The following is a 24,225-nucleotide window of genomic DNA, read 5'->3' as shown; positions in this document are numbered from 1 at the left end:
CCCGAGCCCGCACCCGCACCAGCCCTCTGACAGCACTTCGCCCCGCCGCATAGCGACGGGGCGAAGCAACCAGGCCCGAATTAACCAACGGCATCCCCGTGGGGTGCGCGGCTCCCGCGTGTGGCCTTCCCCGGGCTACGCCCAGGTGATCAGCCGCTTCGGCTGTTCCAGGATCGCCGCCACGTCCGCCAGGACCTTCGAGCCCAGCTCCCCGTCCACCAGGCGGTGGTCGAAGGACAGGGCCAGCGTGGTGACCTGACGCGGCTTGACCTTGCCCTTGTGGACCCACGGCTGGGGCTTGATCGCGCCCACCGCGAGGATCGCCGACTCGCCGGGGTTCAGGATCGGCGTGCCGGTGTCGACGCCGAAGACGCCGACGTTGGTGATGGTGACCGTGCCGCCCTGCATCGCGGCCGGGGAGGTCTTGCCCTCCCTTGCCGTGGACACCAGCTCGCCCAGGGACTCGGCCAGTTGCGGCAGCGTCTTGGCGTGCGCGTCCTTGATGTTCGGCACGATCAGACCGCGCGGGGTGGCCGCCGCGATGCCCAGGTTGACGTAGTGCTTGACCACGATCTCCTGGTTCGCCTCGTCCCAGGACGCGTTGATGTCCGGGTTGCGCTTGATGGCGACCAGCAGGGCCTTGGCGATCAGGAGCAGCGGGTTCACGCGCAGGCCCGTGAACTCCTTGTCCTGCTTCAGCTCCTCGACCAGCTTCACCGTCCGCGTCACGTCGACCGTCACGAACTCCGTGACGTGCGGCGCGGTGAACGCCGAGCCCACCATCGCCGCCGCCGTCGCCTTGCGGACGCCCTTGACCGGGATGCGGGTCTCGCGCGCCGTGTCGTAGGAGACCACGGCGGGCGGGGCCGCCTGGGCCGGGACCGACGGGGCGGGCTGCGCCTGGGGCTCGGCCCGCTCCGGGGCCTCGGTACGCGTCGCCGCGGCGTGGACGTCCTCGCGCGTGATGATGCCGTCCGGGCCGGACGGGACCACCGTGGCCAGGTCCACGCCCAGGTCCTTCGCCAGCTTGCGCACCGGCGGCTTCGCCAGCGGACGGGCCGGGCCGGCCGGGGCGGGGGCCCCGGCGGGGACGGCGGTCGCCGCGGGCGCGCCCCCGTGGCCGTTCAGCTCGGACTGGATCGCCTTCGACGCGTCCGCGGCCTGCGGCTGCGCGCCCTTGCGGGGGCGGCGGCGGGTCGAGGACGTGGCCACGCCGTAGCCGACGAGGACCGCCTGGCGGCCCGCGCCGTGCGCCGCGGGCTCCTCGGCCTGCGGCTCGACGGCCTCCTGGACCGGGGCCTCGGCCGCGGGCGCGCCGCCCGCCACCTCGACCGCGATGATCGACGTGCCCACGTCGACCGTGGTGCCCTCGGGGAAGTGCAGCTCGCGGACCACGCCGTTGTAGGGGATGGGCAGCTCGACGGCGGCCTTGGCCGTCTCGACCTCGCACACCACCTGGCCGTCGGTGACCGTGTCGCCCGGCTGGACGTACCACTTGAGGATCTCGGCCTCGGTGAGTCCCTCGCCCACGTCGGGCATCTTGAACTCGCGCACGGACGCTTCCGTCATCGTCGTCACGACCCTCTCCTCAGTACGCCAGCGAGCGGTCGACGGCATCGAGTACCCGGTCCAGGTCGGGCAGGTACGACTCCTCCAGGCGGGCCGGCGGGTACGGGGCGTGGTAGCCGCCGACCCGGAGCACCGGGGCCTCCAGGTGGTAGAAGCAGCGCTCCGTGATGCGCGCGGCGATCTCCGCGCCGGAGCCGAAGAACACCGGCGCCTCGTGGACGACCACCAGGCGGCGGGTCCTCTCGACCGACGCCTGGATCGCGTCGAAGTCGAGCGGGGACACCGAGCGCAGGTCCAGGACCTCCAGGGACCTGCCCTCCTCGGCCGCCGCGTCGGCCGCCTCCTGGCAGAGCTTCACCATCGGGCCGTAGGCGGCGAGGGTCAGGTCGGTGCCCTCGCGGACCACGCGCGCCTTGTGCAGCGGGTCGGGGATCGCCTCGGTGCTGACCTCGCCCTTGTCCCAGTAGCGGCGCTTGGGCTCGAAGAAGATCACCGGGTCGTCGCTCTGGATGGCCTGCTGCATCATCCAGTACGCGTCGGACGCATTCGACGGGGAGACGATCTTCAGGCCCGCGACGTGCGCGAACAGGGCCTCCGGGGACTCGGAGTGGTGCTCCACCGCGCCGATGCCGCCGCCGTAGGGAATGCGGACGACGACGGGCATCTTCACCTTGCCCAGCGAACGCGCGTGCATCTTCGCCAGCTGCGTGACGATCTGGTCGTACGCCGGGAAGACGAAGCCGTCGAACTGGATCTCCACCACCGGGCGGTAGCCGCGCAGGGCGAGGCCGATCGCGGTGCCGACGATGCCGGACTCGGCGAGCGGGGTGTCGATGACGCGGCTCTCGCCGAAGTCCTTCTGCAGGCCGTCCGTCACCCGGAACACGCCGCCGAGCTTGCCGACGTCCTCGCCCATGACGAGGACCTTCGGGTCCGCCTCCAGGGCGCGGCGCAGCGATTCGTTGATCGCCTTGGCCAGGGCCATCTTCTCTGCCATGTCACTTACCCCCGTCTGCGTCCGCGAACGATGCCTGGTAGGCGGCGAACTGGGCCCGCTCCTCGTCCACGAGCGCGTGCCCGTCCGCGTACACGTTCTCGAAGATGGCGAAGTGGTCCGGGTCCGGCATGGCGCGGACCGCTTCGCGCACTCGTCTGCCCAACGCCTCGCTCTCCGCTTCGAGTTCCGCGAAGAATCCCTCGTCCGCGTGGTGTGCGGACTCCAGGTGACGGCGAAGGCGCAGGATCGGGTCCTTGGCCTCCCAGGCGGCCCGCTCGTCGTCGTGGCGGTAGCGGGTGGGGTCGTCGGAGGTGGTGTGGGCGCCCATGCGGTACGTGTACGCCTCGACCAGGGTGGGGCCCTCGCCGTTGCGGGCCCGCTCGAGGGCCCACTTGGTGACCGCGAGGGAGGCGAGGACGTCGTTGCCGTCGACGCGCACGCCGGGGAAGCCGAAGCCCTGCGCGCGCTGGTACAGCGGCACGCGGGACTGCTTCTCGGTCGGCTCGGAGATCGCCCACTGGTTGTTCTGGCAGAAGAACACCACCGGGGCGTTGTAGACCGCGGAGAAGGTGAACGCCTCCGCCACGTCGCCCTGGCTGGACGCGCCGTCGCCGAAGTAGGCGATGACCGCCGAGTCGGCGCCGTCCTTGGCGACGCCCATGGCGTAGCCCGTGGCGTGCAGCGTCTGGGAGCCGATGACGATGGTGTAGAGGTGGAAGTTGTTGCCGTTGGGGTCCCAGCCGCCGTTGTTGACGCCGCGGAACATGCCGAGCAGGTTCGTCGGGTCGACGCCGCGGCACCAGGCCACGCCGTGCTCGCGGTAGGTCGGGAAGACGTAGTCGTCGTCGTGCAGGGCGCGGCCGGAGCCGATCTGGGCGGCCTCCTGGCCGAGCAGGGAGGCCCACAGGCCCAGCTCGCCCTGGCGCTGCAGGGCGGTGGCCTCGGCGTCGAAGCGGCGGGTGAGCACCATGTCGCGGTACAGGCCGCGGAGCTCGTCGGGGGTGATGCCGGCGACGTACTTGTCGTACTCGGCGTTCTTCACGCGCTTGCCCTCGGGCGTCAGCAGCTGCACGAGCGGGGGCTCGCCGCTCTTCTTGGCGCGTGTCGTGCTGGTGGTGCGCTTGGCGCCGGTGGTGCCGGCTGTGCTTCCGGCGCTGCGTCGCGGCTTGGGCGCGGCAGTGCTCTCCACGGTCACGTGTGCTCCTCCGTCGGTCCGGCCCCCGGGGTTGCCGGTAGGCCTGAGGGTCCCCCCTGCTCTTTGGAAGCCGGGGAGGCTCACCTGTTCTGGACCTACGGGCACGGGGTGGGTGCCACTCGGCCGGGAACAGGCGTGACAGGTGCCCCGGCGAGCGCCCTGCAAGAATCACGTTACCCAGTGCTCCACATTTCTGTGAAACCCCTTCTGACCTGCGTATTTCCTTGGATTTCCAAGTATTTTCGCTTGGCGGTCCCAAGTACCTCGCAGAATCCGAAGCAGCCGCTGGTCACGGCACTGATCACAGCCTTGCAGGGGGCCGGAACAACGGCACGTTATCCCGGGCACCCCGGGCACGGGAAGAGTTCGTGTCCGAGAGGGCTCTCGTGGGTGAAGCCGGGAAAATCGGGGTTTTTCTCCTCGGCCGGTCCGTCGTGAGCATCGCCGCTCTGCCGCTGCGAGGCGCGCGAGCCGCCCGCCGCGCCCCCGGCGCCACTTCCGCAGCGCACTGTGACCGATTGCGACTGAGGGCGACCAGTGACGACTGTGTGTGACGACGCCCAGCTCACAGGCCCGTTCGGTGCCCTAGCATTCGGCGCGTGTCGCGCTTATGTGTACCACCCCCCGTGCCCCATGCGCCCCCGTTGGGCGCCCTCCTCAGCCGGTTCGCCGCCGGCTCACCGCTCACCTGCGAGCCCGTCGACCAAGGGCTGCTCAACCGCGGCTACCGCCTGTGCACGACCCGCGGCCGCTATTTCCTCAAGCACCACTTCGACCCGGACACCGCCGACCCGGCCGCGATCGCCCGCCAGCACCGGGCCACCCAGCGCCTGGCCGACCTGGGCGTCCCGGTCGCCCCGCCGCTGCCCGGCCGCGACGGACGCACGGTCGTGGTCGTCGGCGGCTCCGCGTACGCGCTGCACCCCTGGATCGACGGCCGCCACCGCCACGGCGGCCAGCTCGGCACCGCCCAGTGCGGACGCCTCGGCGCGCTCCTCGGGGCGGTGCACGCCGGACTGGAGCGCGTGATGCCCGCGCGCGAGAACCACACCGGAGCGCACGCCGCCGGTACCGCCTCCCGGGGCGCCCCCGACGGCGCCGGTCCGCGCGCCGAGAGCGCCGACCCCGGCGACACCTTCGCCCTCATCGACGACCTCCTGGACCGGGTACGCAGCCACCAGCCGGCCGGCCCCTTCGACCAACTCGCCCGCCACCGGCTGCTGGAGCGGCGCGCGCTCCTGGAGCAGCACGCCGGCCGACGCCCGCCGCGCGGCGGCTCGGTGGGCTGGGTGCACGGGGACTTCCACCCGTTCAACGTGCTCTACAAGGACGACGTGCCCGCCGCGATCGTCGACTGGGACCGGCTCGGCGTGCAGCCCCGCGCGGAGGAGGCCGTACGCGCCGCCGCGATCTTCTTCGTGCGCCCCACCGGCACGCTGGACCTGCCGAAGGTACGCGCCTACGCGCGCGCGTACCGGCGGACGACCGGCGCCACGCCCTCCGAGCTGGCCGCGGCCGTGCACCGGGTGTGGTGGGAGCGCCTGAACGACTTCTGGATGCTGCGCTGGCACTACGAGCGCGGCGACACCCGCGCGGACCCGCAGTTCCCGGCGGCGTCGGCGCTGGCGGTGTGGTGGACGCGGGAGTACGACGCCGTGTGCGACGCGTTCACGGACTGAGCGGCACCCGCGCGGGCCCGTGACGCCACGCGCGCGTGCGACCCGTTCGTCCTGCTGGGCCGCCGTACGGAGCGGCTTCGGCTTCCGGGACACCACGCGCGCGTGAAGCCCGTTTCCGGGCCACACGCGCGCGTGAAAGGGTCAGTCTCCGCCGTCGCCGCCGCCGTCGGTGCCGCCGCTGAGCGTCCCGCCCGTCGGCGGATCCGGCGTGTTGGAGGGCGTGGACGACTGACCGCCGGTCGGCGGATCGGCGCTCGGCTCCTCCGTCGGCTCCTCCGTCGTCGGCTCCTCGGTCGGCTCGCCCGTGTAGCTGGGCGACGGCGTGAACGACGGCGTGGCGGACGGCGTCCAGTCCGGGTTCGACCCCGTGCCGGTGCCCTGGTCCGAGCCCGTGTCGGTGGGCTTCTCCGAGGCCTCGTCGCTCGGCGTCCTGCTGGCCTTGTCGTCCTTGGTGGTCTGCGAGGTCGTCGGCGACTGCGTCGTGCCGGACCCGCCGCCGCCGGAGCCGCCGTTGTTCAGGGCCAGCGCGACGCCCGCCGCGACGGCGATCACCGCGAGCACCGCGAGGATCCACAGCTTGCCGCGCCCGCCGCGGTTGCCGTTCCCCTCGAAGCCGCCGTCGTCGCCCCCGTACCCGGTGGGCAGGATCGGCGGGATCTGCGACGTCCCCGAGGCGTCGGGGTGCTGCATCACGGCCGTGCCGGCGAAGCCCGCGGCCGGGGTGTGCCGGCCTTCGTGCATGTCGACCGGGCCGGTGTTCCAGGTGCCGGTGTGGCCGCCCTGGTCGTACAGCATCTGCAGCCCGTACTGGACCAGGCCGCGCATCTCCTCGGCGGTCTGGAAGCGGTCGTCCGGTTCCTTCGCCAGCGAGCGCATGACGAGGCCGTCGAGCTCGGGCGGGCAGGCGTCCGACACCTCGGACGGCGGCGTCGGGATGTCCTGGACGTGCTGGTAGACCACCGACAGCGGGGTCTCACCGGTGAACGGCGGGCGCAGCGCGAGCAGTTCGTACAGCAGGCAGCCCGTGGCGTACAGGTCGGAGCGGTGGTCGACGGCCTTGCCGAGCGCCTGCTCCGGGGAGAGGTACTGCGGGGTGCCCATGACCATGCCGGTCTGCGTCATCGTCGTGGACGCCCCGTGCAGGGCGCGCGCGATGCCGAAGTCCATGACCTTCACGGCGCCGTTGTGCGTGATGATCACGTTGGCGGGCTTGATGTCGCGGTGCACGATGCCGTGCTGGTGCGAGTACGCCAGCGCCTCCAGGACCCCCGAGACGATGATCAGGGCCTGCTCGGGTCCGGGCGCCTCGGCGTTCAGCAGCAGGTCGCGGATCGTGCGGCCCTCGACCAGCTCCATCACGATGTACGGCACCGACTGGCCGCCCACGACGTCCTCGCCGGAGTCGTACACGGCGACGATGGCGTGGTGGTTGAGCCCGGCCACCGACTGCGCCTCGCGCGTGAAGCGGGCCTTGGAGACCGGGTCCTCGGCGAGGTCGGCGCGCAGCAGCTTGACCGCCACGGTGCGCCCGAGGCGGACGTCCTCGGCGGCGAACACCTCGGCCATGCCGCCCCGGCCGAGTCTGTGGGTCAGCCGGTACCGGCCGTCCCCGACCAGCCCGCCGTTGCCCCAGTGCTCCGGCGCGTCTGACATACCGCCGCCAGTCGCCTCGGGGTCGGACGGGCCCTGAGCGCGCTGCTGTGCCATCAGTCCTCGCCGTCGTTTCTGCCCGCGATGCGCGCGGTGTTGTTACGGTCTCCGTCGGCCACGCTACAGCCTCCGCGCAAGGCTCCGGTGCGAGACGGAGGCCGGGACCGGCATGAGACGGACCGGCCATCAAACCGGCCGGACGCCCGGTAGTGCAAATTCTGTGTACCGGGGGTACGGCGGCTGTAACGCTTCCGCGACGCTTCTTTCGCGTACGGTCACGGAACGGGCACCGAGCTTGACGTGTCAGTGCCCTCGGGCAGACTTGGCCGGGAATAGCACATTCGATCACTGACCGGGTCACCGACAAGAAGCCGGCGCCTGAGGGGCTATGGGGGACGCAGAACGATGAGCCAGGACGGCGCACAGGGCCGGTACACGGGGCGCGCGCTCGCCGGTGGCCGCTATCAGCTGCGCGACTTGCTCGGCGAGGGCGGCATGGCCTCGGTGCATCTCGCCTACGACAGCGTGCTGGACCGCCAGGTCGCGATCAAGACACTGCACACCGAACTGGGCCGCGAGCAGGCCTTCCGCGAGCGCTTCCGCCGCGAGGCCCAGGCCGTGGCGAAGCTCACGCACACGAACATCGTCTCGGTCTTCGACACCGGCGAGGACGACCTCGACTCCATGACGACGCCGTACATCGTCATGGAGTACGTCGAGGGCCGCCCGCTCGGCTCGGTCCTCGACGAGGACGTACGGCAGTACGGCGCGATGCCCGCCGACAAGGCGCTGAAGGTCACCGCGGACGTGCTCGCCGCGCTGGAGATCAGCCACGAGATGGGCCTGGTCCACCGGGACATCAAGCCGGGCAACGTGATGGTGACCAAGCGCGGCGTGGTCAAGGTCATGGACTTCGGCATCGCACGCGCCATGCAGTCCGGGGTCACGTCGATGACGCAGACCGGCATGGTCGTGGGCACCCCGCAGTACCTGTCGCCCGAGCAGGCCCTCGGCCGCGGCGTCGACGCCCGCTCCGACCTGTACTCGGTCGGCATCATGCTGTTCCAGCTGGTCACCGGGCGGCTGCCGTTCGACGCGGACTCCCCGCTGGCGATCGCGTACGCGCACGTGCAGGAGGAGCCGGTCACGGCGTCCTCCATCAACCGCGCGCTGCCGCCGGCCGTGGACGCGCTGATCGCCCGCGCGCTGAAGAAGAACCCGAACGAGCGCTTCCCGAGCGCCGAGGCGATGCGCACCGAGTGCCTGCGCGTGGCGTCGTCCCTGCAGGCCGCCGCGCCGAGCATCGTGCCGGGCGCGCAGACGGCGAGCGGCGCGGGCGTCGGCTCGGCGGTGTTCCCGCCGGTCGACCAGAGCGCCCCGGCGCCGTCGGGCAGCGTGCAGACGCCGTACCACCCGGCCCCGCATCCGTACGGCACGCCCGCGCCCTCCCCGGCGTACGGCTATCCGCAGCTGGGCGGCTACCAGCCGTCGACTCCGCCGCCGTACACCATCGCCCCGCAGCAGCCGGCGTCCGCGGGCTCCCGGGGCGGCGGCAAGAGCAACAGGCCGGTCGTCATCGGCTCGATCGTGGTGTCGGCGGTGGCGGTCGTGGGCCTGATCGTGGCGCTGACGACGAGCGGCGGCGACAAGGACGACACGGGGGGCGGCAGCAGCACCGCGAGCGTGCCGGGGGCGCCGTCCAAGGCGGCGGGGTACCGGGGGCCGGACACGTCGAAGACGATCGACGTGGAGAAGTGCACCGAGCCGGTCGAGTCCCACAACGACCCGGACAAGGTGCAGCTGCCGGACTTCCGGTTCAAGTACCTCCCGTCGGTCAAGGCGTGCGCCCAGGCCGCGGGGTGGCGCGTCGACACCAAGGACGTGGACGAGAACACCTACGGCGAGGGCGCGGTCATCGCCCAGTTCCCGGCCGCCGGTACGGATGTGGACCCCAAGGACGTCGAAGTCCAGCTCAGCGTCTCCACGGGCAACCCCCCGTCCTCCTGACCGGAGAACCGTTCCGCCGCATGGCGAGGGCCCGGCAGCCGTACGTCACGGCTGCCGGGCCCTCGCGTGCGGGAGCCTTCTTACAGGTACGGCCCGCCCGAGCGGCCCCCCGGGGGGTTTTCCTCGTCCTCGTGGAGGGCGCCCGCGGGGAGGGCGCGGCGCATCTGTTCCAGTTGGGCGCGTGCCGCCATCTGCTGGGCGAACAGCGTGGTCTGGATCCCGTGGAAGAGGCCTTCCAGCCAGCCCACCAACTGGGCCTGCGCGATGCGCAGTTCCGCGTCGCTCGGGGTCGCCTCGTCCGTGAAGGGCAGGGAGAGCCGCTCCAGTTCCTCGACGAGCTCCGGCGCCAGACCGTCCTCCAGCTCCTTGACCGAGCTGGCGTGGATCTCCTTCAGCCGGACCCGGCTGGCCTCGTCCAGGGGAGCCGCGCGCACCTCCTCCAGGAGCTGCTTGATCATGCTGCCGATGCGCATGACCTTCGCAGGCTGCTCCACCTGCTCCGTGAGCGGGGTCTCGCGGGAGTCCTCGCCCCCGTTGCCGCCGCTGAGCGCCATGCCGTCCTGGCCGACCACCAGGATCTGCGGGTTCTCCGGCGACCTGTCGTTCCTCGGCATCTCCATGCGCCCATTCTCTCCCACCGGTCACGTTCTCACGGCGGTGCCCCCGGAGAAGCGTGATCAATCTGTTGGCGGGTCAGGGAATGCCGGAATTCGCGGTGAATGTGAGGCTTGTACGGTGACTTCCTGGCTGCGCACACTCCGGGCGGCGGCACTGCTGGCCGCGCTGACGTCGGGTGCGCTGGTGGCGCCGTACGGGGTGCTCGGCGGCGCGGGCCCGTCGTACGCCGCCGAACCGTCCCGCCGCGTCGAAACACCGCCCGCCGCCGAGCCTGCGCCCGGTGTGTCGGCCCCGGTGTCCGGATCGCCCTCGGCGCCGGTCTCCGACGCCTCCCCGGCCTCGTCCGCATCCGCGCCCGCGTCCGATCCGGCCCCGGGCTTCCGTCCGGCCGCCGCGTCCCGGTCCGGTCCGCCGTCCGAAGGGTCCGAGCGGCCCGAGCGGCCCGGACCGTCCGAGGCGTCCGCCGCCGTGCCGCCGTCCCGGGCCGGGAGCGTCCCCGGTGAGGGGCGGGTGCGGCCGGGGCGGCCCGGGGAGGTCCAGGACGAGCGGCGGGAGCGGAGTGAGGCGGAGCCCAGCAGACCGGCCGGCAGCAGGACCGGCGGCAGCCGCGACGCCGGCGGCGTCTCCGGCGAGCCGGACGCCACCGCCGTACCGGACGGCGAGGCCACTCAGGACGCCGCGCCCGTGCCCTCGGAGACCGGGCGAGGGACGGCCGGGCCGCAGGCCGGTGCGCACTCCGAGCGGGCCGTCGGGCCACCGCTGCGCATCCTGCCGCTGGGCAGCGGACTGGTCCTCATCGGCCTCGGCCTGGGCCTCGCCTTCCTCGGCCTGCGGATGCGCCGCGCCTGAGGGGCCCGGCGCTACGGCGTCACCAGCAGCACCTTCCCGACGTGGCCGCTCTCCTCCACGACCCGGTGGGCGGCTGCCGCGTCCGGCATCGGGACCTCGCGGTCGATCACCGGGCGCACGTGACCTCCGTCGATCAGCGGCCAGACGTGCTCCCGTACGGCCGCGACGATCGCCGCCTTCTCCTCCGGCGGGCGGGCGCGCAGCGACGTCGCGCTGATGGCGGCCCGCTTGCGCAGCAGCGCGCCGATGTTCAGCTCGCCCTTGACGCCGCCCTGCATGCCGATGATGGCGAGGCGGCCGTTGACGGCGAGGGTCTGGACGTTGCGGTCCAGGTACTTGGCGCCCATGTTGTCGAGGATGACGTCGGCGCCCGCCCCGCCCGTGGCCTTCCTGACCTCGGCGACGAAGTCCTGCTCCCGGTAGTTGACCAGGATGTCCGCGCCGAGCCGGGCGCACTGCTCCAGCTTCTGCCGCGTGCCCGCCGTGACGGCGACCCGGGCACCGACGGCCTTGGCGAGCTGGATCGCCATGGTGCCGATGCCGCTGGAGCCGCCGTGCACGAGCAGCGTCTCGCCCGGGCGCAGGTGGGCGACCATGAAGACGTTCGACCAGACCGTGCAGACCACCTCGGGCAGCGCCGCGGCCTGCGTCAGGCCGACCCCCTTCGGGACGGGCAGCAGCTGCCCGGCCGGTACGGCGACCTTCTCGGCGTAGCCGCCGCCGGCGAGCAGCGCGCACACCTCGTCGCCGACGGCCCAGCCGGACACGCCGGTGCCGATCGCGGCGATCCGCCCGGAGCACTCCAGACCGGGGTAGGGGGACGCGCCGGGCGGCGGGTCGTAGAAGCCCTGCCGCTGCAGGATGTCGGCCCGGTTGACGGCGCCGGCCGCCACCTCGACCAGCACCTCGCCCTCGCCGGGCACCGGGTCGGGGACCTCGGCCCACACCAGCGCCTCGGGCCCTCCAGGTTCGGGAATCGTGATCGCGTGCATGGACAGGACGCTACCCCTCGGCCCCCCGCCCCGATCCTCGCCCCGTCTCCCCGCCTCGCCCTCTCTCAGCCGCCCCGCGGTCCGGTGGTCCTGGGTCCGCGGTCCCGGTCCGTCGGGTCCTTCGACCGGTGTGCGGCAAAACCATGTGCGGGACCGATGAGTTTGAGCGACGGTGAAGGTCTCCCCCTGCGTAGCCCGAGCCTGCGGAAGGACCCCCAGCATGAGCACACAGACGTCCGGACTGGCGATCGAGACCGCGGGCCTGGTGAAGACCTTCGGCGAGACCCGCGCCGTCGACGGGGTCGACCTGTCCGTACCGGCCGGCACGGTCTACGGGGTCCTCGGCCCGAACGGCGCCGGCAAGACCACCACCGTGAAGATCCTCGCCACCCTCCTGCGGCCCGACGGCGGCCAGGCCCACGTCTTCGGACACGACGTCGTGCGGGAGGCGGACGAGGTGCGCGGCCGGGTCAGTCTCACCGGGCAGTACGCGTCCGTGGACGAGGACCTCACCGGCACGGAGAACCTGGTCCTGCTGGCCCGGCTCCTCGGGCACGGCAAGAAGGCCGCCCGGTACCGCGCGGCACAGCTGCTGGAGGCCTTCGGACTCTCGGAGGCGGCGGCGAAGCAGGTCAAGCACTACTCGGGCGGCATGCGACGCCGTATCGACATCGCCGCGTCCATCCTCAACACGCCCGACCTGCTGTTCCTCGACGAGCCGACGACCGGCCTCGACCCGCGCAGCCGCAACCAGGTGTGGGACATCGTCCGCGCGGTCGTCGCCCAGGGCACGACCGTGCTGCTGACCACGCAGTACCTGGACGAGGCCGACCAGCTGGCGTCCCGGATCGCCGTCATCGACCGCGGCAAGGTCATCGCCGAGGGCACCAAGGGCGAGCTGAAGGCGTCCGTCGGCGCCGGCACCGTCCATCTGCGGCTGCGGGACGCCGAGCAGCGGGAACGCGCGGCGGACGTCCTGCTGCGCACCCTCGACGCGCGCGTGCAGCCCGAGCCCGACCCGCTGGCGCTGACGGCCCGTCTCGGCTCGGCCGCCGGTCAGGACACCGCGGCCGAGCAGGCCGCCCGCGCGCTCGGCGAACTGGCCCGGGCGGGCGTCACCGTCGACAACTTCTCGCTGGGGCAGCCCAGCCTGGACGAGGTGTTCCTCGCCCTCACCGGACACGACACCCACGACGGGCGAGGCGCCCGCGACACGAAGGACGAGGTGGCGGCATGAGCACCGCGACGACCCCCGAGACCACCGACCTGGCCCCGGTCAGCGCCGAGTCGCTCACCGCGCTGCTGGTGGCCAAGGAGCGCCCGCCGCGCCCCAGCGCGCTGTCGGCCTCGCTGACGTTCGGCTGGCGGGCCATGCTGAAGATCAAGCACGTGCCGGAGCAGCTCTTCGACGTCACGGCGTTCCCGATCATGATGGTCGTGATGTACACGTACCTGTTCGGCGGGGCGCTGGCCGGGTCGCCGAAGGAGTACATCCAGTTCCTGCTGCCGGGCATCCTCGTGATGTCGGTCGTGATGATCACGATGTACACCGGCGTCTCGGTGAACACGGACATCGAGAAGGGCGTCTTCGACCGCTTCCGCAGCCTGCCGATCTGGCGGCCGTCCACCATGGTCGGCTATCTGCTGGGCGACGCCCTGCGCTACGCCATCGCCTCGGTCGTGATGCTCACCGTCGGCCTGATCCTCGGCTACCGGCCCGGCGGCGGCGTGAGCGGCGTCCTCGCCGGGATCGCGCTGCTGATCGTCTTCTCGTTCGCGTTCTCGTGGATCTGGACGATGTTCGGGCTGATGCTGCGCACCGAGAAGTCGGTGATGGGCGTCAGCATGATGGTGATCTTCCCCCTCACCTTCCTGTCCAACGTCTTCGTGGACCCGGGGACCATGCCGGGCTGGCTGCAGGTCTTCGTCAACAACAACCCGGTCACCCATCTCGCGTCCGCGGTGCGCGGCCTGATGGCGGGTGACTGGCCGACGGCCGAGGTCTCCTGGACGCTGGGCTGGGCGGCCCTGCTCGTGCTGGTCTTCGGACCGATCACGATGCGGCTCTACAACCGCAAGTAGCCGTCCGCACGTGGCCGTGCTCCCTGGCCGCAGGCAACCGTCCTCCCCGGTCGTCTGCGGGTGGCCGGTCCCGTCAGTCCCGCGGGATCGGCCGGGAGTCGGGCGCGACCTGCGTGCCCGGCGTCACACGCACGATGGTGATGAGCCGGTCCGTCAGCTGCACCGTCCCGACGGCCGGATCGTCGTACCCGAGCACCCGGTGCCCGCGTACGACGCTCAGCACCAGGTCGTCCAGCTGCCGCGGCGTCTTGCCCACCTCGGCCTTTATCGCCGGCCGTTCCACGATGTCGAGCCCGCTGCCCTGCTGGATGAGGTCCTCCATCACCATGCCGGCGGACGGGCTGAGCACGGACAGCCCGAGCAGCCGGCCGGCGGCGCTGGCGCTGGTGATCACCGCATCGGCGCCGGACTGCTTCAGCAGCGGCGCGTTCTCCTCCTCGCGCACCGCGGCCACGATCTTGGCGCCGCGGTTCATCTGCCGTGCCGTCAGCGTGACCAGGACGGCCGTGTCGTCGCGCTGGGTCGCGACGATGACCTGCCGCGCCCGGTGCAGCTCCGCCCGGCGCAGGACCTCGCTGCGCGTCGCGTCGCCGATGACGCCCGCGAAGCCGTAGGCACTCGCCGCGTCGATCGCCTTGGAGCTGGGATCGACCACCACGACCTGCTCCTTCTTCAGTCCCGTCGCGCACACGGTCTGGATCGCCGACCGGCCCTTGGTGCCGAAGCCGATGACGACGGTGTGATCGCGCAAGGCGGACCTCCAGCGGTTCAGTCGCCACTCCTCCCGCGTGCGCTCCGTGAGCGCCTCCAGCGTGGTACCGACCAGGATGATCAGGAACAGCACGCGCAGCGGGGTGACGACGAAGATATTGGTGAGCCGGGCGGCGTCACTGACGGGGGTGATGTCGCCGTAGCCGGTGGTGGAGAGCGTGACGGTGGCGTAGTAGAAGGCGTCGAGGAGATCGACGGAGCGGTCGGAGTTGTCGTTGTAGCCCTCGCGGTCGGCGTAGACGATCACCGCGGTCACCACCAGGACCACCAAGGCCATGGACAACCGCTTGAGGACCTGGCGGATCGGGTGTTCCACCATCATCCGCGGGAGTCGCACCCGGTGGGTCACGAACTGCTCGTCCGCCTGGCGCGCTATCGCGTCATGGCCCGGAAGTTTCACGTGAAACACACTCCGATTCCGCCGGTGGCCCACGGCAGGTCGAGCAATTCCGTCTCCTGACCCGGCCGCGCACCACCCGGCGGTACGACGGCCAGGGCGTCGGCCGCCGCAATGCCGCGCAGCATGGCCGGTCCGTTGTAGTGCAGCGGCACCGCCCGGTCGCCGCGCAGGACGGCGGGGACGAGCCGGGTGTCGTACGGATGCCCGTGCACCGCGTCCCGCAACGGCAGCGTGTACGGCTCCGGGGCCGGCCGGGCCGCCAGGGTCCGCAGCAGCGGCTCGGCCAGGGTGAGCAGGCCGGACACCGCCGCCAGCGGATTGCCGGGCAGGCCGACGAGGTGCTGGTCGTCCTTGAGGCGGGCCAGCAGCATGGGGTGGCCGGGGCGCACCTTCACGCCGTCCACGAGGAGTTCGGCGCCGATGCGGCGCAGGGTGGGGTGGACGTGGTCGAGGGGGCCCGCGGCCGTTCCGCCGGTCGTGACGATCACGTCGGCGCCGGACGTGGTGAGCGCGTGGTGCAGCGCCTCGGCGTCGTCCCCGAGCCGTCGTACGGCGGTCACGTCGGCGCCGAGCGCCCGCAGCCAGGGCGGCAGCAGGGGACCGAGGGCGTCACGGACCAGGCCGTCGTGCGGCAACCCCTCGGTCAGCAGTTCGTCGCCGAGGACGAGGACCTCGACGCGCGGGCGCGGAACGGCGGTCAGGGTGTCGTATCCCGCGGCGGCGGCCAGCCCGAGGACGGCCGGGGTGACGAGCGCCCCGGCGGGCAGCAACTGGTCACCGTTGCGGCACTCCTGGCCGCGGGGCCGGATGTCCTGGCCGTGCACGACGTCGCGGGTGGCGTACAGGGCGCCCTTGGCGTCGGTGCGGCCGTGCTCGGAGCGCAGGACGGCCGTGGTGTCGGAGGGGATGCGGGCGCCGGTCGCGATGCGCACGGCCTCGCCGTCGGTGAGCGGCCCGGGCTCCGCGTGCCCGGCGAGGACGTCCTCGGCCCGTACGTCCCAGGGACCGGGCCCGGCGACCGCCCAGCCGTCCATCGCGGACGTGGCGAAGGAGGGCAGGTCGGTGAGGGCGGTGAGGGGAGCGGCCAGGGTCAGACCGAGCGCGGCGTCGAGCGGGACGGAGACGGGCGGACGGCGGGAGCCGGGCCGCGGGGCCCGTGCGGCGGCAGCGCGGGCCTGCGGCCAGGGGGCGGCACGGTGCCGGGCTTCGGACGCGGGCCGATCACCTGGCGCGGAAGGGGTGGCAGGCGTGGCTGGGGTGGCTCCGGTGGCAGGCGTGGCTCTGGTGGTTTCCCTGGCAGGCGTGGCCGGTGCGTCTCCGGTGGCCCGTTCCGCGGGTGGGCGCGCCGGCTCCTGGCCGCCTGCTTCCTTCACGAGGGCGAGCGCCTCCTCGACGTCGAGATCGTCGGCCTCTGCGCCGGGCCGGGTGCCGTGCGCGGTCATCCGACGTCCGGGCGGGTGCGGGGGGCGGCGTTTCCGGCGCCGGGCTCAGGGGCGGGCGGGGCGGCACGTCCGGCGTGGGGCTCCGGGGCGGGCGGGACGGCTGTGCCGGTTTCGGTTGCCGAGGCCGGCGGAGTGGCTGCTTCGGCGCCGGACCCCGGGGAGGGCCGGGCGGCTGTACCGGCCCCGGCCCCCGAGGCGGGCGGAGTGGCTGCTTCAGCGCCGGACCCGGAAGCAGGCGAAGTGGTCGTACCGGCGCCAGAACCCGCGGCGGGCGGAGTTGCTGCTCCGGCGCCGGACCCCGGAGCGGCCGGGGCGGCTGTTCCGGCGTCAGCCCGCGAGGAAGGCGCGCTGTCCGGGCCGCCCGGGCTGTTCTCGGCGGCCCAGCGCGCCGCGAGCGCCGCCGCCTTGCGGGCCGCCCCGGCAACGGCTTCGGGGCCCCCGCCCGCCTGCGCGGCGGCGTAGCCGACGAGGAAGGTGGTCAGCGGCGCGGCGGGCCTGGCCACGCCGTGAGCGGCATCACGGGCGAGGTCGAGCAGGGCGCCGGTGTCGACGTCCAGGTCGAGGCCCAGCTCGTCCTTGACTGCGGAGATCCATTCGTCCAACACGTGCTCATGCTCCCTGATGCGTGACCTGGCGGTGGCAATGTCGTCCCAGGTGTCGCAGTCGAAGGACGCTACAGGGTCCGCGACACGGGTGAGACGCAGACCCCCGGTGAGCCGACGCAGGGGCAGTCCGGCCAGGCCGCCGTGCCGGGCGGAGAGCGCGGCGAGGTCCCGGCGCAGAACGGCGGACCGGTACGCGGCGACGAGGGGCTGGTCGCGGCCGCCGCCGTCCGTGAGCAGCGCGCCGTCGGCGTCGCCCGTCCGCAGCGCGGCCAGCAGCCGGCCCACCGTCGCCGGGGCGAGGAAGGGCAGGTCGGCGGAGAGCACCACGACGTGCTCGGCGCCGGTGTACCGGAGCCCGGCGTCGAGGGCGGCGAGCGGGCCGCCGCCGGGCGGCTCCTCGCGGGCCCAGGCCACGGGCCGGGCCGTGGGCCGGGGATCGGCGACGACGACCGTGGCGCGGGCGTCGGCGCAGGCGGTCAGCACGCGGTCGAGCAGCGCCCGTCCGCCCACCCGCACGCCGGGTTTGTCGGCGCCGCCGAGCCGCCGCGCGGCACCGCCCGCCAGCACGACGGCGTCGTACGCGGCAGGGCCGGACTTCGGCGCGGGGCCGGCACCGGGGCCGGACCGGGCCGCGAACGGCTGCTGGAGGCCGCTGGAGGGCTCGTAGGCGGTCACCCCCCGAGTATGGGCGCAGGAAGGAGCAGAGCCACCCCGCGCACAGCATGCGGACACCGTGGCACGCCGCGGTCGGTGGGCGGAGCCCCGGAAGGGTGCCGGACTCAGAGGTTCACACCGTCCGCAGCAGCACCGCCGGCTGTTCCACGCAGTCCGCCACGTACCGCAGGAAGCCACCCGCCGTGCCCCCGTCGCACACCCGGTGGTCGAAGGTGAGCGACAGCTGGACGACCTGCCGCACCGCCAGCTCGCCCTCGTGCACCCACGGCTTGGGGACGATGCGGCCGACGCCGAGCATCGCGGCCTCGGGGTGGTTGATGATCGGCGTGGAACCGTCGACGCCGAACACGCCGTAGTTGTTCAGCGTGAAGGTGCCGCCGGTGAGATCGGCCGGGGTCAGGGTCCCCGCCCGGGCCGCCTCGGTCAGCCGCGCGAACTCCGCGGTCAGCGACTCGGCGTCCCGCGCCTGCGCGTCCCGGACGACCGGCACGACAAGCCCGCGGTCGGTCTGCGCGGCGAAGCCGAGGTGCACGTGGTCGAACCGGACGACCTCCCTGGCCGCCATGTCCACCGTGGAGTTGAGCTCCGGGAAGCGGGCCAGGGCGGCGGTGCAGATCCGTGCCAGCAGCGCCACCAGGGAGATCTTCGGCCCGCCCGCGGCGTTCATCGCGGCGCGCGCCCGCATCAGCTCCGTGGCGTCGGCGTCCACCCAGCACGTCGCGTCCGGTATCTCGCGCCGGCTGCGGGACAGCTTGTCGGCGACGGCGCCGCGGACGCCCTTGAGCGGTGTGCGGATGCCACCGTGCGTGGCAGTGGCGGCAGCGGTGCCGGACGGCGCGGAGGCCTGCCGGGCCGTCGCGGACGCCACGCCCGCGTGCGGCTCGGCCGACGGCTGCGCCGGGCGGTCCTGCGCGGCGGCGGCCCGCAGCGCGTACTCCACGTCCGCCCGGAGGATCAGCCCGTCCGGGCCGGAACCGGTCAGCTTCCTGAGGTCCAGGCCGTTCTCCCGGGCCAGGCGCCGGACCAGCGGCGAGATCACCGGGACGGGACCGTCGGCCGTGTCGGCGGCGGCCTGCCCGTTCGGCTGTCCTGCCGGGCCGGTGTGCCCGTCGGACGGCGGGGCAGCGGGCGGGGCGGTGTCGCGCGGGCGCCCGGGCGCGGCGGGCGTCAGCTGCCCCGGCCGGACCCTGCGCCTGCGGGCCGGTGCCTCCGACGTGCCGTACCCCACCAGGACGTTGCCCGAGCCCGAGGTGGTCTCGGCCGCCGTGCCGGACGACTGCGGGCCGAAGGGGGCCGCCTGCGCCGGGGTGCTCGAGTCCGAGGCGTGGCGGTCGGAGGCGGGCGCCCCCACGGCGACCGTCAGCAGCGGCGCGCCCACGGGCAGCTCGGTGCCCTCCTCGCCGAAGCGGGCGGTGACCACGCCCCCGTACGGGCAGGGCACCTCGACCATCGCCTTGGCCGTCTCGACCTCGACGACCGGCTGGTCGACGGCGACCACATCGCCGACCTCGACCAGCCAGCGCACGATCTCCGCCTCGGTGAGCCCCTCACCGAGGTCGGGGAGCTTGAACTCCAGCACCTGTGCCATCAGCTCTCGGCCTCCCACTGCAGACGCCCCACGGCGTCGAGGATCCGGTCCACTCCGGGCAGGTGGTGGCGCTCCAGCATCGGAGGCGGATACGGGATGTCGAACCCGGCCACACGCAGCACCGGCGCCTCCAGGTGGTGGAAGCAGCGCTCCGTGACCCGGGCCGCGATCTCCCCGCCCGGGCCCCCGAAGGAACCCGACTCGTGGACGACGACCGCGCGTCCCGTCCGCCGCACCGAGGCGCACACCGTCTCGTCGTCGAACGGCACCAGCGAGCGCAGATCGACGACTTCGAGGTCCCAGCCCTCGGCCTGGGCCGCCTCCGCCGCCTGAAGACAGACGGGCACGGACGGCCCGTACGTGATGAGCGTGGCGCTCCGCCCCGAGCGCCGCACCACCGCACGGCCGATCGGTTCCACGGGCGTCGGCTCGTCGGGGTTCCAGGAGTCCTTCGACCAGTACAGGCGCTTCGGCTCCAGGAAGACCACCGGGTCGTCGGAGGCGATCGACGCGCGCAGCAGGCCGTAGGCGTCGGCGACGGTTGCGGGCGTGACGACATGGAGTCCCGGAGTCGCCATGTAGTACGCCTCGGACGAGTCGCTGTGGTGCTCGACGCCGCCGATGCCGCCGCCGTAGGGCACGCGGATGGTCAGCGGCAGGGGCATCTTCCCGCGCGTGCGGTTGCGCATCTTCGCCACGTGCGAGACCAGCTGCTCGAACGCCGGGTAGGCGAACGCGTCGAACTGCATCTCCACAACCGGCCTGAGGCCGTACATCGCCATGCCGACCGCCGTGCCGAGGATGCCCGCCTCGGCGAGCGGGGTGTCCGTGCAGCGGTCCTCGCCGAACTCCTTGGCGAGGCCGTCGGTCACGCGGAAGACGCCGCCGAGGGTGCCGACGTCCTCGCCCATGACGTGCACGGCCGGGTCGGCGGCCATCGCGTCGCGCATCGCGCGCGTGAGCGCCTGCGCCATGGTGGCCGGCTTGACGGCGACGGTCGTCATCGGTGCGCTCCTTCCGACTCGGCCTCGGCCTCCAGTTCGGCGCGCAGCGCGGCCTGCTGCTCGCGCAGTTGCGGGGTGGGCTCGGCGTAGACGTGGGCGAACAGGTCCGCCGGGTCGAGCACCGGGTCCTGGTTCATGCGCTCGCGCAGCCCGGCCGCCATCTCCTCGGCGGCGTCCCGCGCGGCGCGTATGCCGTCCTCGTCGAGCAGGCCGCGCTCGGTCAGCTCCCGCTCCAGCAGCCGGATCGGGTCGTGCTCGCGCCAGGTCTCCACCTCGGCGCCGTCGCGGTACCGGGTGGCGTCGTCGGCGTTGGTGTGGGCCTCCATGCGGTACGTCACCGCCTCCACGAGCGTGGGACCGCCGCCCGCACGCGCGCGCCGCACGGCCTCGCCGAGGACCTCGTGGACGGCTGCGGCGTCGTTGCCGTCGACCAGCCGGCCGGGCATGCCGTAGCCGACGGCCTTGTGGGCCAGCGACGGTGCCGCGGTCTGCTTGGCGAGCGGGACGGAGATCGCGAAGCCGTTGTTCTGGACGAGGAAGACGACCGGTGCCTGCCAGACGGCCGCGAAGTTCAGCGCCTCGTGGAAGTCGCCCTCGCTGGTGCCGCCGTCGCCGACCATGGCCAGCGCCACCACGTCGTCGCCCTTGAGGCGGGCGGCGTGGGCGAGCCCGACGGCGTGCGGCAGCTGGGTGGCCAGCGGCGTGCTCAGCGGGGCGACCCGGTGCTCGTAGGGGTCGTAGCCGGTGTGCCAGTCGCCGCGCAGCAGGGTGAGCGCCTCGACGGGGTCCACGCCGCGTGCCACGACCGCGAGCGTGTCGCGGTAGCTGGGGAAGAGCCAGTCGCGCTCCTCCAGTACGAGCGCGGCGGCGATCTCGCAGGCCTCCTGGCCGGTGCTGGACGGGTAGACGGCGAGGCGGCCCTGCTTGGTGAGCGCGGTCGCCTGCGTGTTGTAGCGGCGGCCTCGCACCAGCTCCGCGTACAGCCTGCGCAGCAGGTCGGGGTCGGTTTGCGCGGCGGCCCCGGTGCCGAGGACGCGGTGGGGCTCGGCGTCGGGCAGCAGCGGCGCGGGGTCCGTGCGGGGCTGCCAGGCGGGCGGCGGGGAGGGCCGGTAGGCGCCCCGCTGCTCCATGACCGTCATGACGGCACCTCCTGCTGGGAGCGGCTTCGGAGGCGTGGCATCCATGACACGCCTCACCAACCGATTGTTCGGTCGACGGCACATTTTGGCTACAGGCGGCCCCAGGCTGTGGACAAACGGTTCTGCACAGCCTCGAATGAACGCAGTACGTCCATGGTAGGGAGGCCGGGGGAGATGGCATCTGAACAAATGGCCGAGGGAGTGGACCCCGGCGTTCCCCTCCCGCCCCCGCGCCCCCTGGACTCCATAGACCAGGACATCCTGCGCATGCTCCAGGCGGACGGCCGCGCGTCGATACGGTCGGTCGCCGAACGGGTGCACGTCTCGCGCGCGAACGCCTACGCGCGCATCAACCGGCTCATCGAGGACGGCGTGATCCGCGGTTTCGGCGCGCGCGTGGACCACGAACGGGCGGGCCACGGCACGTCGGCGTACATCACCCTGAAGATCGTCCAGAACTCCTGGCGCACGGTGCGCGAACAGCTCAGACAGCTGCCCGGGGCCTCCCACATCTCGCTGGTGGGCGGGGACTTCGACGTGCTGCTCATGGTGCACGTCGCCGACAACAGGGCACTGCGCGAGCTGGTGCTGACCCGGCTCCAGGCGATCCCGGAGGTGCTCAGCACCCGCACGCTGCTGGTGTTCGAGGAGGAGGACCTGGAACCCCAGCACTGAGCCTCACGACCGCGGCTCAGGAACCGTCCTTGCGCAGCCCGCCGAACACCAGCCGCACCACCGCGTCGGCGACTTCGCGCTCCCCCATGCCGCGTACCTCCGGCCGGTACCACTCCACGATCGAGTTGATCATGCCGAAGACGAGCCGGGTCGCGAGCCGCACCTCCATGTCGCCGCGCACCTCACCGGCGTCGGCCGCCGCCTTCAGCAGCGCGGCGACCCGGTGGTCGAACTCGCGGCGCCGGTCCAGCGCCCACCGCTCGGTCCCGGTGTTGCCGCGCACCCGCAGCAGCAGCGTCACGTAGGGCAGTTCCCGCAGCAGCACCTCGACCATGCGCCGCACGACGTACTCCAGCCGGTCGGCGGCGCTCCCCTCGCGCGCGGGCTCCTCGTCCAGGATGCCGAACAGCCCGTCCAGGGCGCGGCTGACGGCCCGCCGCAGCAGTTCCTCCTTGCCCGAGACGTGGTGGTAGATCGAGGACTTGGAGATGCCGGCGGCCCGGGACAGGTGCTCCATGGACGTGCCGTCGTAGCCGCGCTCGTTGAACACCCGCACGGCGACGGACAGCAGGGTCTCCGGCGTGTACGTGTCCCGCCTGGCGGTGGTCATGACGTGCTGTCCTCCCGCTTGTCGGACGCGTACGCGTGGCGGTACAGCGCGAGGGACGGCGCGTAGCGGCCACTGGGGTCGCGCAGGTGCAGGTCGTCCAGGAGGGCGTACGCCCAGTCGCGGCCGAGCCTGCGGCTCCATTCGAACGGGCCGAGGGGGTAGTTGACCCCGAGCCGCATCGCGGTGTCGATGTCCTCCTCGGTGGCCACGCCCTTGGCCACGGCGTCGTGCGCCAGGTCGATGATCCGCGCGACCGTACGGGCGACGATCATGCCGGGGACGTCGCCGATGACGCTGACCTTCTTGCCGAGGGCCTGGAACAGGCCGACGGCCTCGGCGAGTGTGCCCGAGGAGGTGTCCTGGGCGGCGGACAGGGCGATGCGGGTGGCGCCGCGGTAGTCGAGGGCGAGGTCGAAGTAGACGGTGTCGCGGAACTCCACGGAGGTCTGCCCGTCGGCCAGGGCGAGCCGGCCGCCGCTGGGCAGCACGAGCCGGGTGCCGTGGTCCTCGTCCTCCTCGCGGACCGCGATGCCCGCCTCGCGGATCAGCGTCAGCAGGTCGGACGCCGGACCCAGGTCACCCTCGGCGACGACGTACGCGGGCGGCGGAGCCGCCTCGGCGGTGTGCGGTTCGGGGCGCTCGGCGCCGTCCCGGTAGTCGTACCAGCCCTGGCCGTTCTTGCGGCCGAGCCTGCCGGACTCCACCAGCCGCCGCTGGGCGAGCGACGGCGTGAAGCGCACGTCCTGGAAGAAGGACTCCCACACGGAGCGCGTGACGGACTCGTTGACGTCCTGCCCGATGAGGTCGGTCAGCTCGAAGGCGCCCATCCGGAAACCACCGGACTCGCGCAGCACCGCGTCGATGGTGGCGGGGTCGGCGGCCTGCGCCTCGTACACCGCGAACGCCTCGGCGTAGAAGGGCCGGGCCATGCGGTTGACGATGAAGCCCGGCGTGTCCGCGCAGGCGACCGGGGCCTTGCCCCAGGCGCGGGCGGTCTCGTACGCGCGCGTGGCCGACGTGACGTCGGTGGCGAACCCGGAGACGACCTCGACCAGCGGCAGCAGCGGCGCCGGGTTGAAGAAGTGCAGGCCGACGAAGCGGCCGGGGTTCGCGAGGGCGCCGCCGATGGCCGTGACGGACAGCGAGGAGGTGTTCGTGGCGAGCAGGCAGTCGTCGGCGACGATGCCCTCCAGCTCGGTGAAGAGGTCCTGCTTGACGTCGAGACGCTCCAGTACCGCCTCCACGACCAGGGCACAGTCCGCGAGCTCGGTGAGGCTGTCCGCGGGCAGCAGCCGGGCGCGCGCGGCGTCCCGGTCGGCGGCGCCGAGCCGGTCCTTCTCGACGAGCCGGTCGAGGCGGGCGCCGATCGCGTCGGCCGCGGCCCGGGCACGGCCGGGGGCGGCGTCGTAGAGCCGGACGGGGTGGCCCGCGACCAGCGCGACCTGGGCGATGCCCTGGCCCATGGTGCCGGTGCCGACGACGGCCACGGGACTGCTGAGGTCGAGTGCTGTCATGAGCGCGATCCTCCCGCACACGGTTTTCCACAGATGCGGCGGACCCCCTTGTCCCGACCGATCGTTCGGTTACTCTAACTCTGACCGCCCGCCCGCCGCCCACCACCCTGAACGAGGCGCTCGGCGCCACACCACTTGATTTTCCGCCCACGTTCATGCCCAGG

Annotated in this window: 19 protein-coding genes and 1 pseudogene; 6 read left to right on the top strand and 14 right to left on the bottom strand. The window is 73.1% G+C overall.

Annotation, left to right across the window (positions count from 1 at the left end; translation table 11 throughout):
* Nucleotides 1-135: 135 nt before the first annotated feature.
* The 3 genes from AB0M97_RS27510 to pdhA (AB0M97_RS27500) are packed head-to-tail and all read right to left on the bottom strand — an operon-like array spanning nt 136 to nt 3,761.
* On the bottom strand, nt 136-1,578 hold the full coding sequence (locus tag AB0M97_RS27510) for a dihydrolipoamide acetyltransferase family protein (protein ID WP_365963663.1): 1,443 nt from the start codon (nt 1,576-1,578) through the stop codon (nt 136-138).
* Between the two features lie 10 nt (nt 1,579-1,588).
* Nucleotides 1,589-2,566: an alpha-ketoacid dehydrogenase subunit beta gene (locus AB0M97_RS27505; protein ID WP_365963662.1), complete on the bottom strand. Its 978-nt coding sequence runs from the start codon at nt 2,564-2,566 to the stop codon at nt 1,589-1,591.
* A gap of 1 nt (nt 2,567) precedes the next feature.
* Nucleotides 2,568-3,761: a pyruvate dehydrogenase (acetyl-transferring) E1 component subunit alpha gene (gene pdhA / locus AB0M97_RS27500; protein WP_365963661.1), complete on the bottom strand. Its 1,194-nt coding sequence runs from the start codon at nt 3,759-3,761 to the stop codon at nt 2,568-2,570.
* A 626-nt stretch (nt 3,762-4,387) separates the two neighbouring features.
* Between pdhA (AB0M97_RS27500) and AB0M97_RS27495 the strand changes: the two genes are divergently transcribed.
* Nucleotides 4,388-5,440 carry a phosphotransferase gene (locus AB0M97_RS27495; protein ID WP_365963660.1) on the top strand — a complete coding sequence of 351 codons (1,053 nt, stop codon included), beginning with the start codon at nt 4,388-4,390 and terminating at the stop codon, nt 5,438-5,440.
* A 141-nt stretch (nt 5,441-5,581) separates the two neighbouring features.
* Here the strand turns inward: AB0M97_RS27495 and AB0M97_RS27490 are convergent, their stop codons facing one another.
* On the bottom strand, nt 5,582-7,150 hold the full coding sequence (locus AB0M97_RS27490; protein WP_365963667.1) for a protein kinase: 1,569 nt from the start codon (nt 7,148-7,150) through the stop codon (nt 5,582-5,584).
* 345 nt (nt 7,151-7,495) lie between these two features.
* On the opposite strand from AB0M97_RS27490, the gene AB0M97_RS27485 reads away from it, so the two are divergent.
* A complete protein-coding gene (locus AB0M97_RS27485) occupies nt 7,496-9,097 on the top strand; it encodes a protein kinase (protein ID WP_365963659.1) in 1,602 nt (533 codons plus the stop codon).
* Between the two features lie 80 nt (nt 9,098-9,177).
* Here AB0M97_RS27485 and AB0M97_RS27480 read toward each other — a convergent pair whose 3' ends face one another.
* A complete protein-coding gene (locus AB0M97_RS27480; protein ID WP_365963658.1) occupies nt 9,178-9,717 on the bottom strand; it encodes a bacterial proteasome activator family protein in 540 nt (179 codons plus the stop codon).
* 115 nt (nt 9,718-9,832) lie between these two features.
* Here AB0M97_RS27480 and AB0M97_RS27475 point away from each other — a divergent pair, with 115 nt between their 5' ends.
* Nucleotides 9,833-10,564, top strand: coding sequence for a hypothetical protein (locus tag AB0M97_RS27475; protein WP_365963657.1), 732 nt, complete (start codon nt 9,833-9,835; stop codon nt 10,562-10,564).
* A gap of 11 nt (nt 10,565-10,575) precedes the next feature.
* On the opposite strand, the gene AB0M97_RS27470 is transcribed toward AB0M97_RS27475, so the two are convergent.
* Complete coding sequence (locus AB0M97_RS27470) at nt 10,576-11,556, bottom strand: NAD(P)H-quinone oxidoreductase (protein WP_365963656.1); 981 nt, start codon at nt 11,554-11,556, stop codon at nt 10,576-10,578.
* A gap of 220 nt (nt 11,557-11,776) precedes the next feature.
* Here AB0M97_RS27470 and AB0M97_RS27465 point away from each other — a divergent pair, with 220 nt between their 5' ends.
* Nucleotides 11,777-12,793, top strand: coding sequence for an ATP-binding cassette domain-containing protein (locus tag AB0M97_RS27465; RefSeq protein ID WP_365963655.1), 1,017 nt, complete (start codon nt 11,777-11,779; stop codon nt 12,791-12,793).
* On the top strand, nt 12,790-13,638 hold the full coding sequence (locus AB0M97_RS27460) for an ABC transporter permease (RefSeq protein WP_365963654.1): 849 nt from the start codon (nt 12,790-12,792) through the stop codon (nt 13,636-13,638). The genes AB0M97_RS27465 and AB0M97_RS27460 overlap by 4 nt, the downstream gene beginning before the upstream one ends.
* A 73-nt stretch (nt 13,639-13,711) precedes the next feature.
* On the opposite strand, the gene AB0M97_RS27455 is transcribed toward AB0M97_RS27460, so the two are convergent.
* From AB0M97_RS27455 to pdhA (AB0M97_RS27430), 6 genes and pseudogenes are all read right to left on the bottom strand, one after another.
* The gene (locus AB0M97_RS27455; RefSeq protein WP_365963653.1) at nt 13,712-14,809 is read right to left on the bottom strand and encodes a potassium channel family protein; all 1,098 of its coding nucleotides are present in this window, start codon (nt 14,807-14,809) and stop codon (nt 13,712-13,714) included.
* On the bottom strand, nt 14,806-16,251 hold the full coding sequence (locus AB0M97_RS27450; protein ID WP_365963652.1) for a molybdopterin-binding protein: 1,446 nt from the start codon (nt 16,249-16,251) through the stop codon (nt 14,806-14,808). The genes AB0M97_RS27455 and AB0M97_RS27450 overlap by 4 nt, the downstream gene beginning before the upstream one ends.
* 371 nt (nt 16,252-16,622) lie before the next feature.
* Nucleotides 16,623-17,423: pseudogene (locus tag AB0M97_RS27445) on the bottom strand (NTP transferase domain-containing protein); the annotation flags it as partial.
* A gap of 220 nt (nt 17,424-17,643) precedes the next feature.
* Nucleotides 17,644-19,119 (bottom strand): dihydrolipoamide acetyltransferase family protein, encoded by a 1,476-nt coding sequence (locus AB0M97_RS27440; protein ID WP_365963651.1) that lies wholly within the window; start codon nt 19,117-19,119, stop codon nt 17,644-17,646.
* On the bottom strand, nt 19,119-20,123 hold the full coding sequence (locus AB0M97_RS27435; RefSeq protein WP_365963650.1) for an alpha-ketoacid dehydrogenase subunit beta: 1,005 nt from the start codon (nt 20,121-20,123) through the stop codon (nt 19,119-19,121). Before AB0M97_RS27435 ends, AB0M97_RS27440 begins: the two co-directional genes overlap by 1 nt.
* A complete protein-coding gene (pdhA, locus tag AB0M97_RS27430; protein ID WP_365963649.1) occupies nt 20,120-21,262 on the bottom strand; it encodes a pyruvate dehydrogenase (acetyl-transferring) E1 component subunit alpha in 1,143 nt (380 codons plus the stop codon). The genes AB0M97_RS27435 and pdhA (AB0M97_RS27430) overlap by 4 nt, the downstream gene beginning before the upstream one ends.
* Before the next feature lie 189 nt (nt 21,263-21,451).
* Here pdhA (AB0M97_RS27430) and AB0M97_RS27425 point away from each other — a divergent pair, with 189 nt between their 5' ends.
* Complete coding sequence (locus AB0M97_RS27425; RefSeq protein ID WP_365963666.1) at nt 21,452-21,937, top strand: Lrp/AsnC family transcriptional regulator; 486 nt, start codon at nt 21,452-21,454, stop codon at nt 21,935-21,937.
* Nucleotides 21,938-21,953: 16 nt separating this feature from the next.
* Here the strand turns inward: AB0M97_RS27425 and AB0M97_RS27420 are convergent, their stop codons facing one another.
* Nucleotides 21,954-22,547, bottom strand: coding sequence for a TetR/AcrR family transcriptional regulator (locus tag AB0M97_RS27420; protein ID WP_365963648.1), 594 nt, complete (start codon nt 22,545-22,547; stop codon nt 21,954-21,956).
* Entirely contained in the window at nt 22,544-24,061 is a 1,518-nt protein-coding gene (locus AB0M97_RS27415) for a 3-hydroxyacyl-CoA dehydrogenase (RefSeq protein ID WP_365963647.1), read from the bottom strand. The genes AB0M97_RS27420 and AB0M97_RS27415 overlap by 4 nt, the downstream gene beginning before the upstream one ends.
* Nucleotides 24,062-24,225 lie beyond the last annotated feature (164 nt).

The organism is Streptomyces sp. NPDC051207, from assembly GCF_040682395.1.
In the GTDB taxonomy this organism is placed as follows: Bacteria; Actinomycetota; Actinomycetes; order Streptomycetales; family Streptomycetaceae; genus Streptomyces.
The sequence above is the reverse complement of the archived record's forward strand: the minus strand, read 5'-3'. Positions and strand labels throughout refer to the sequence as shown.

Coding starts and splice junctions, on each gene's coding strand:
- AB0M97_RS27505 (WP_365963662.1), bottom strand. CDS start 2,566: ATGGCAGAGAAGATGGCCCTGGCCAAGGCGATCAACGAATCGCTGCGC.
- AB0M97_RS27485 (WP_365963659.1), top strand. CDS start 7,496: ATGAGCCAGGACGGCGCACAGGGCCGGTACACGGGGCGCGCGCTCGCC.
- AB0M97_RS27480 (WP_365963658.1), bottom strand. CDS start 9,717: ATGGAGATGCCGAGGAACGACAGGTCGCCGGAGAACCCGCAGATCCTG.
- AB0M97_RS27470 (WP_365963656.1), bottom strand. CDS start 11,556: ATGCACGCGATCACGATTCCCGAACCTGGAGGGCCCGAGGCGCTGGTG.
- AB0M97_RS27465 (WP_365963655.1), top strand. CDS start 11,777: ATGAGCACACAGACGTCCGGACTGGCGATCGAGACCGCGGGCCTGGTG.
- AB0M97_RS27460 (WP_365963654.1), top strand. CDS start 12,790: ATGAGCACCGCGACGACCCCCGAGACCACCGACCTGGCCCCGGTCAGC.
- AB0M97_RS27450 (WP_365963652.1), bottom strand. CDS start 16,251: ATGACCGCGCACGGCACCCGGCCCGGCGCAGAGGCCGACGATCTCGAC.
- AB0M97_RS27440 (WP_365963651.1), bottom strand. CDS start 19,119: ATGGCACAGGTGCTGGAGTTCAAGCTCCCCGACCTCGGTGAGGGGCTC.
- AB0M97_RS27435 (WP_365963650.1), bottom strand. CDS start 20,123: ATGACGACCGTCGCCGTCAAGCCGGCCACCATGGCGCAGGCGCTCACG.
- pdhA (WP_365963649.1), bottom strand. CDS start 21,262: ATGACGGTCATGGAGCAGCGGGGCGCCTACCGGCCCTCCCCGCCGCCC.
- AB0M97_RS27425 (WP_365963666.1), top strand. CDS start 21,452: ATGGCCGAGGGAGTGGACCCCGGCGTTCCCCTCCCGCCCCCGCGCCCC.
- AB0M97_RS27420 (WP_365963648.1), bottom strand. CDS start 22,547: ATGACCACCGCCAGGCGGGACACGTACACGCCGGAGACCCTGCTGTCC.
- AB0M97_RS27415 (WP_365963647.1), bottom strand. CDS start 24,061: ATGACAGCACTCGACCTCAGCAGTCCCGTGGCCGTCGTCGGCACCGGC.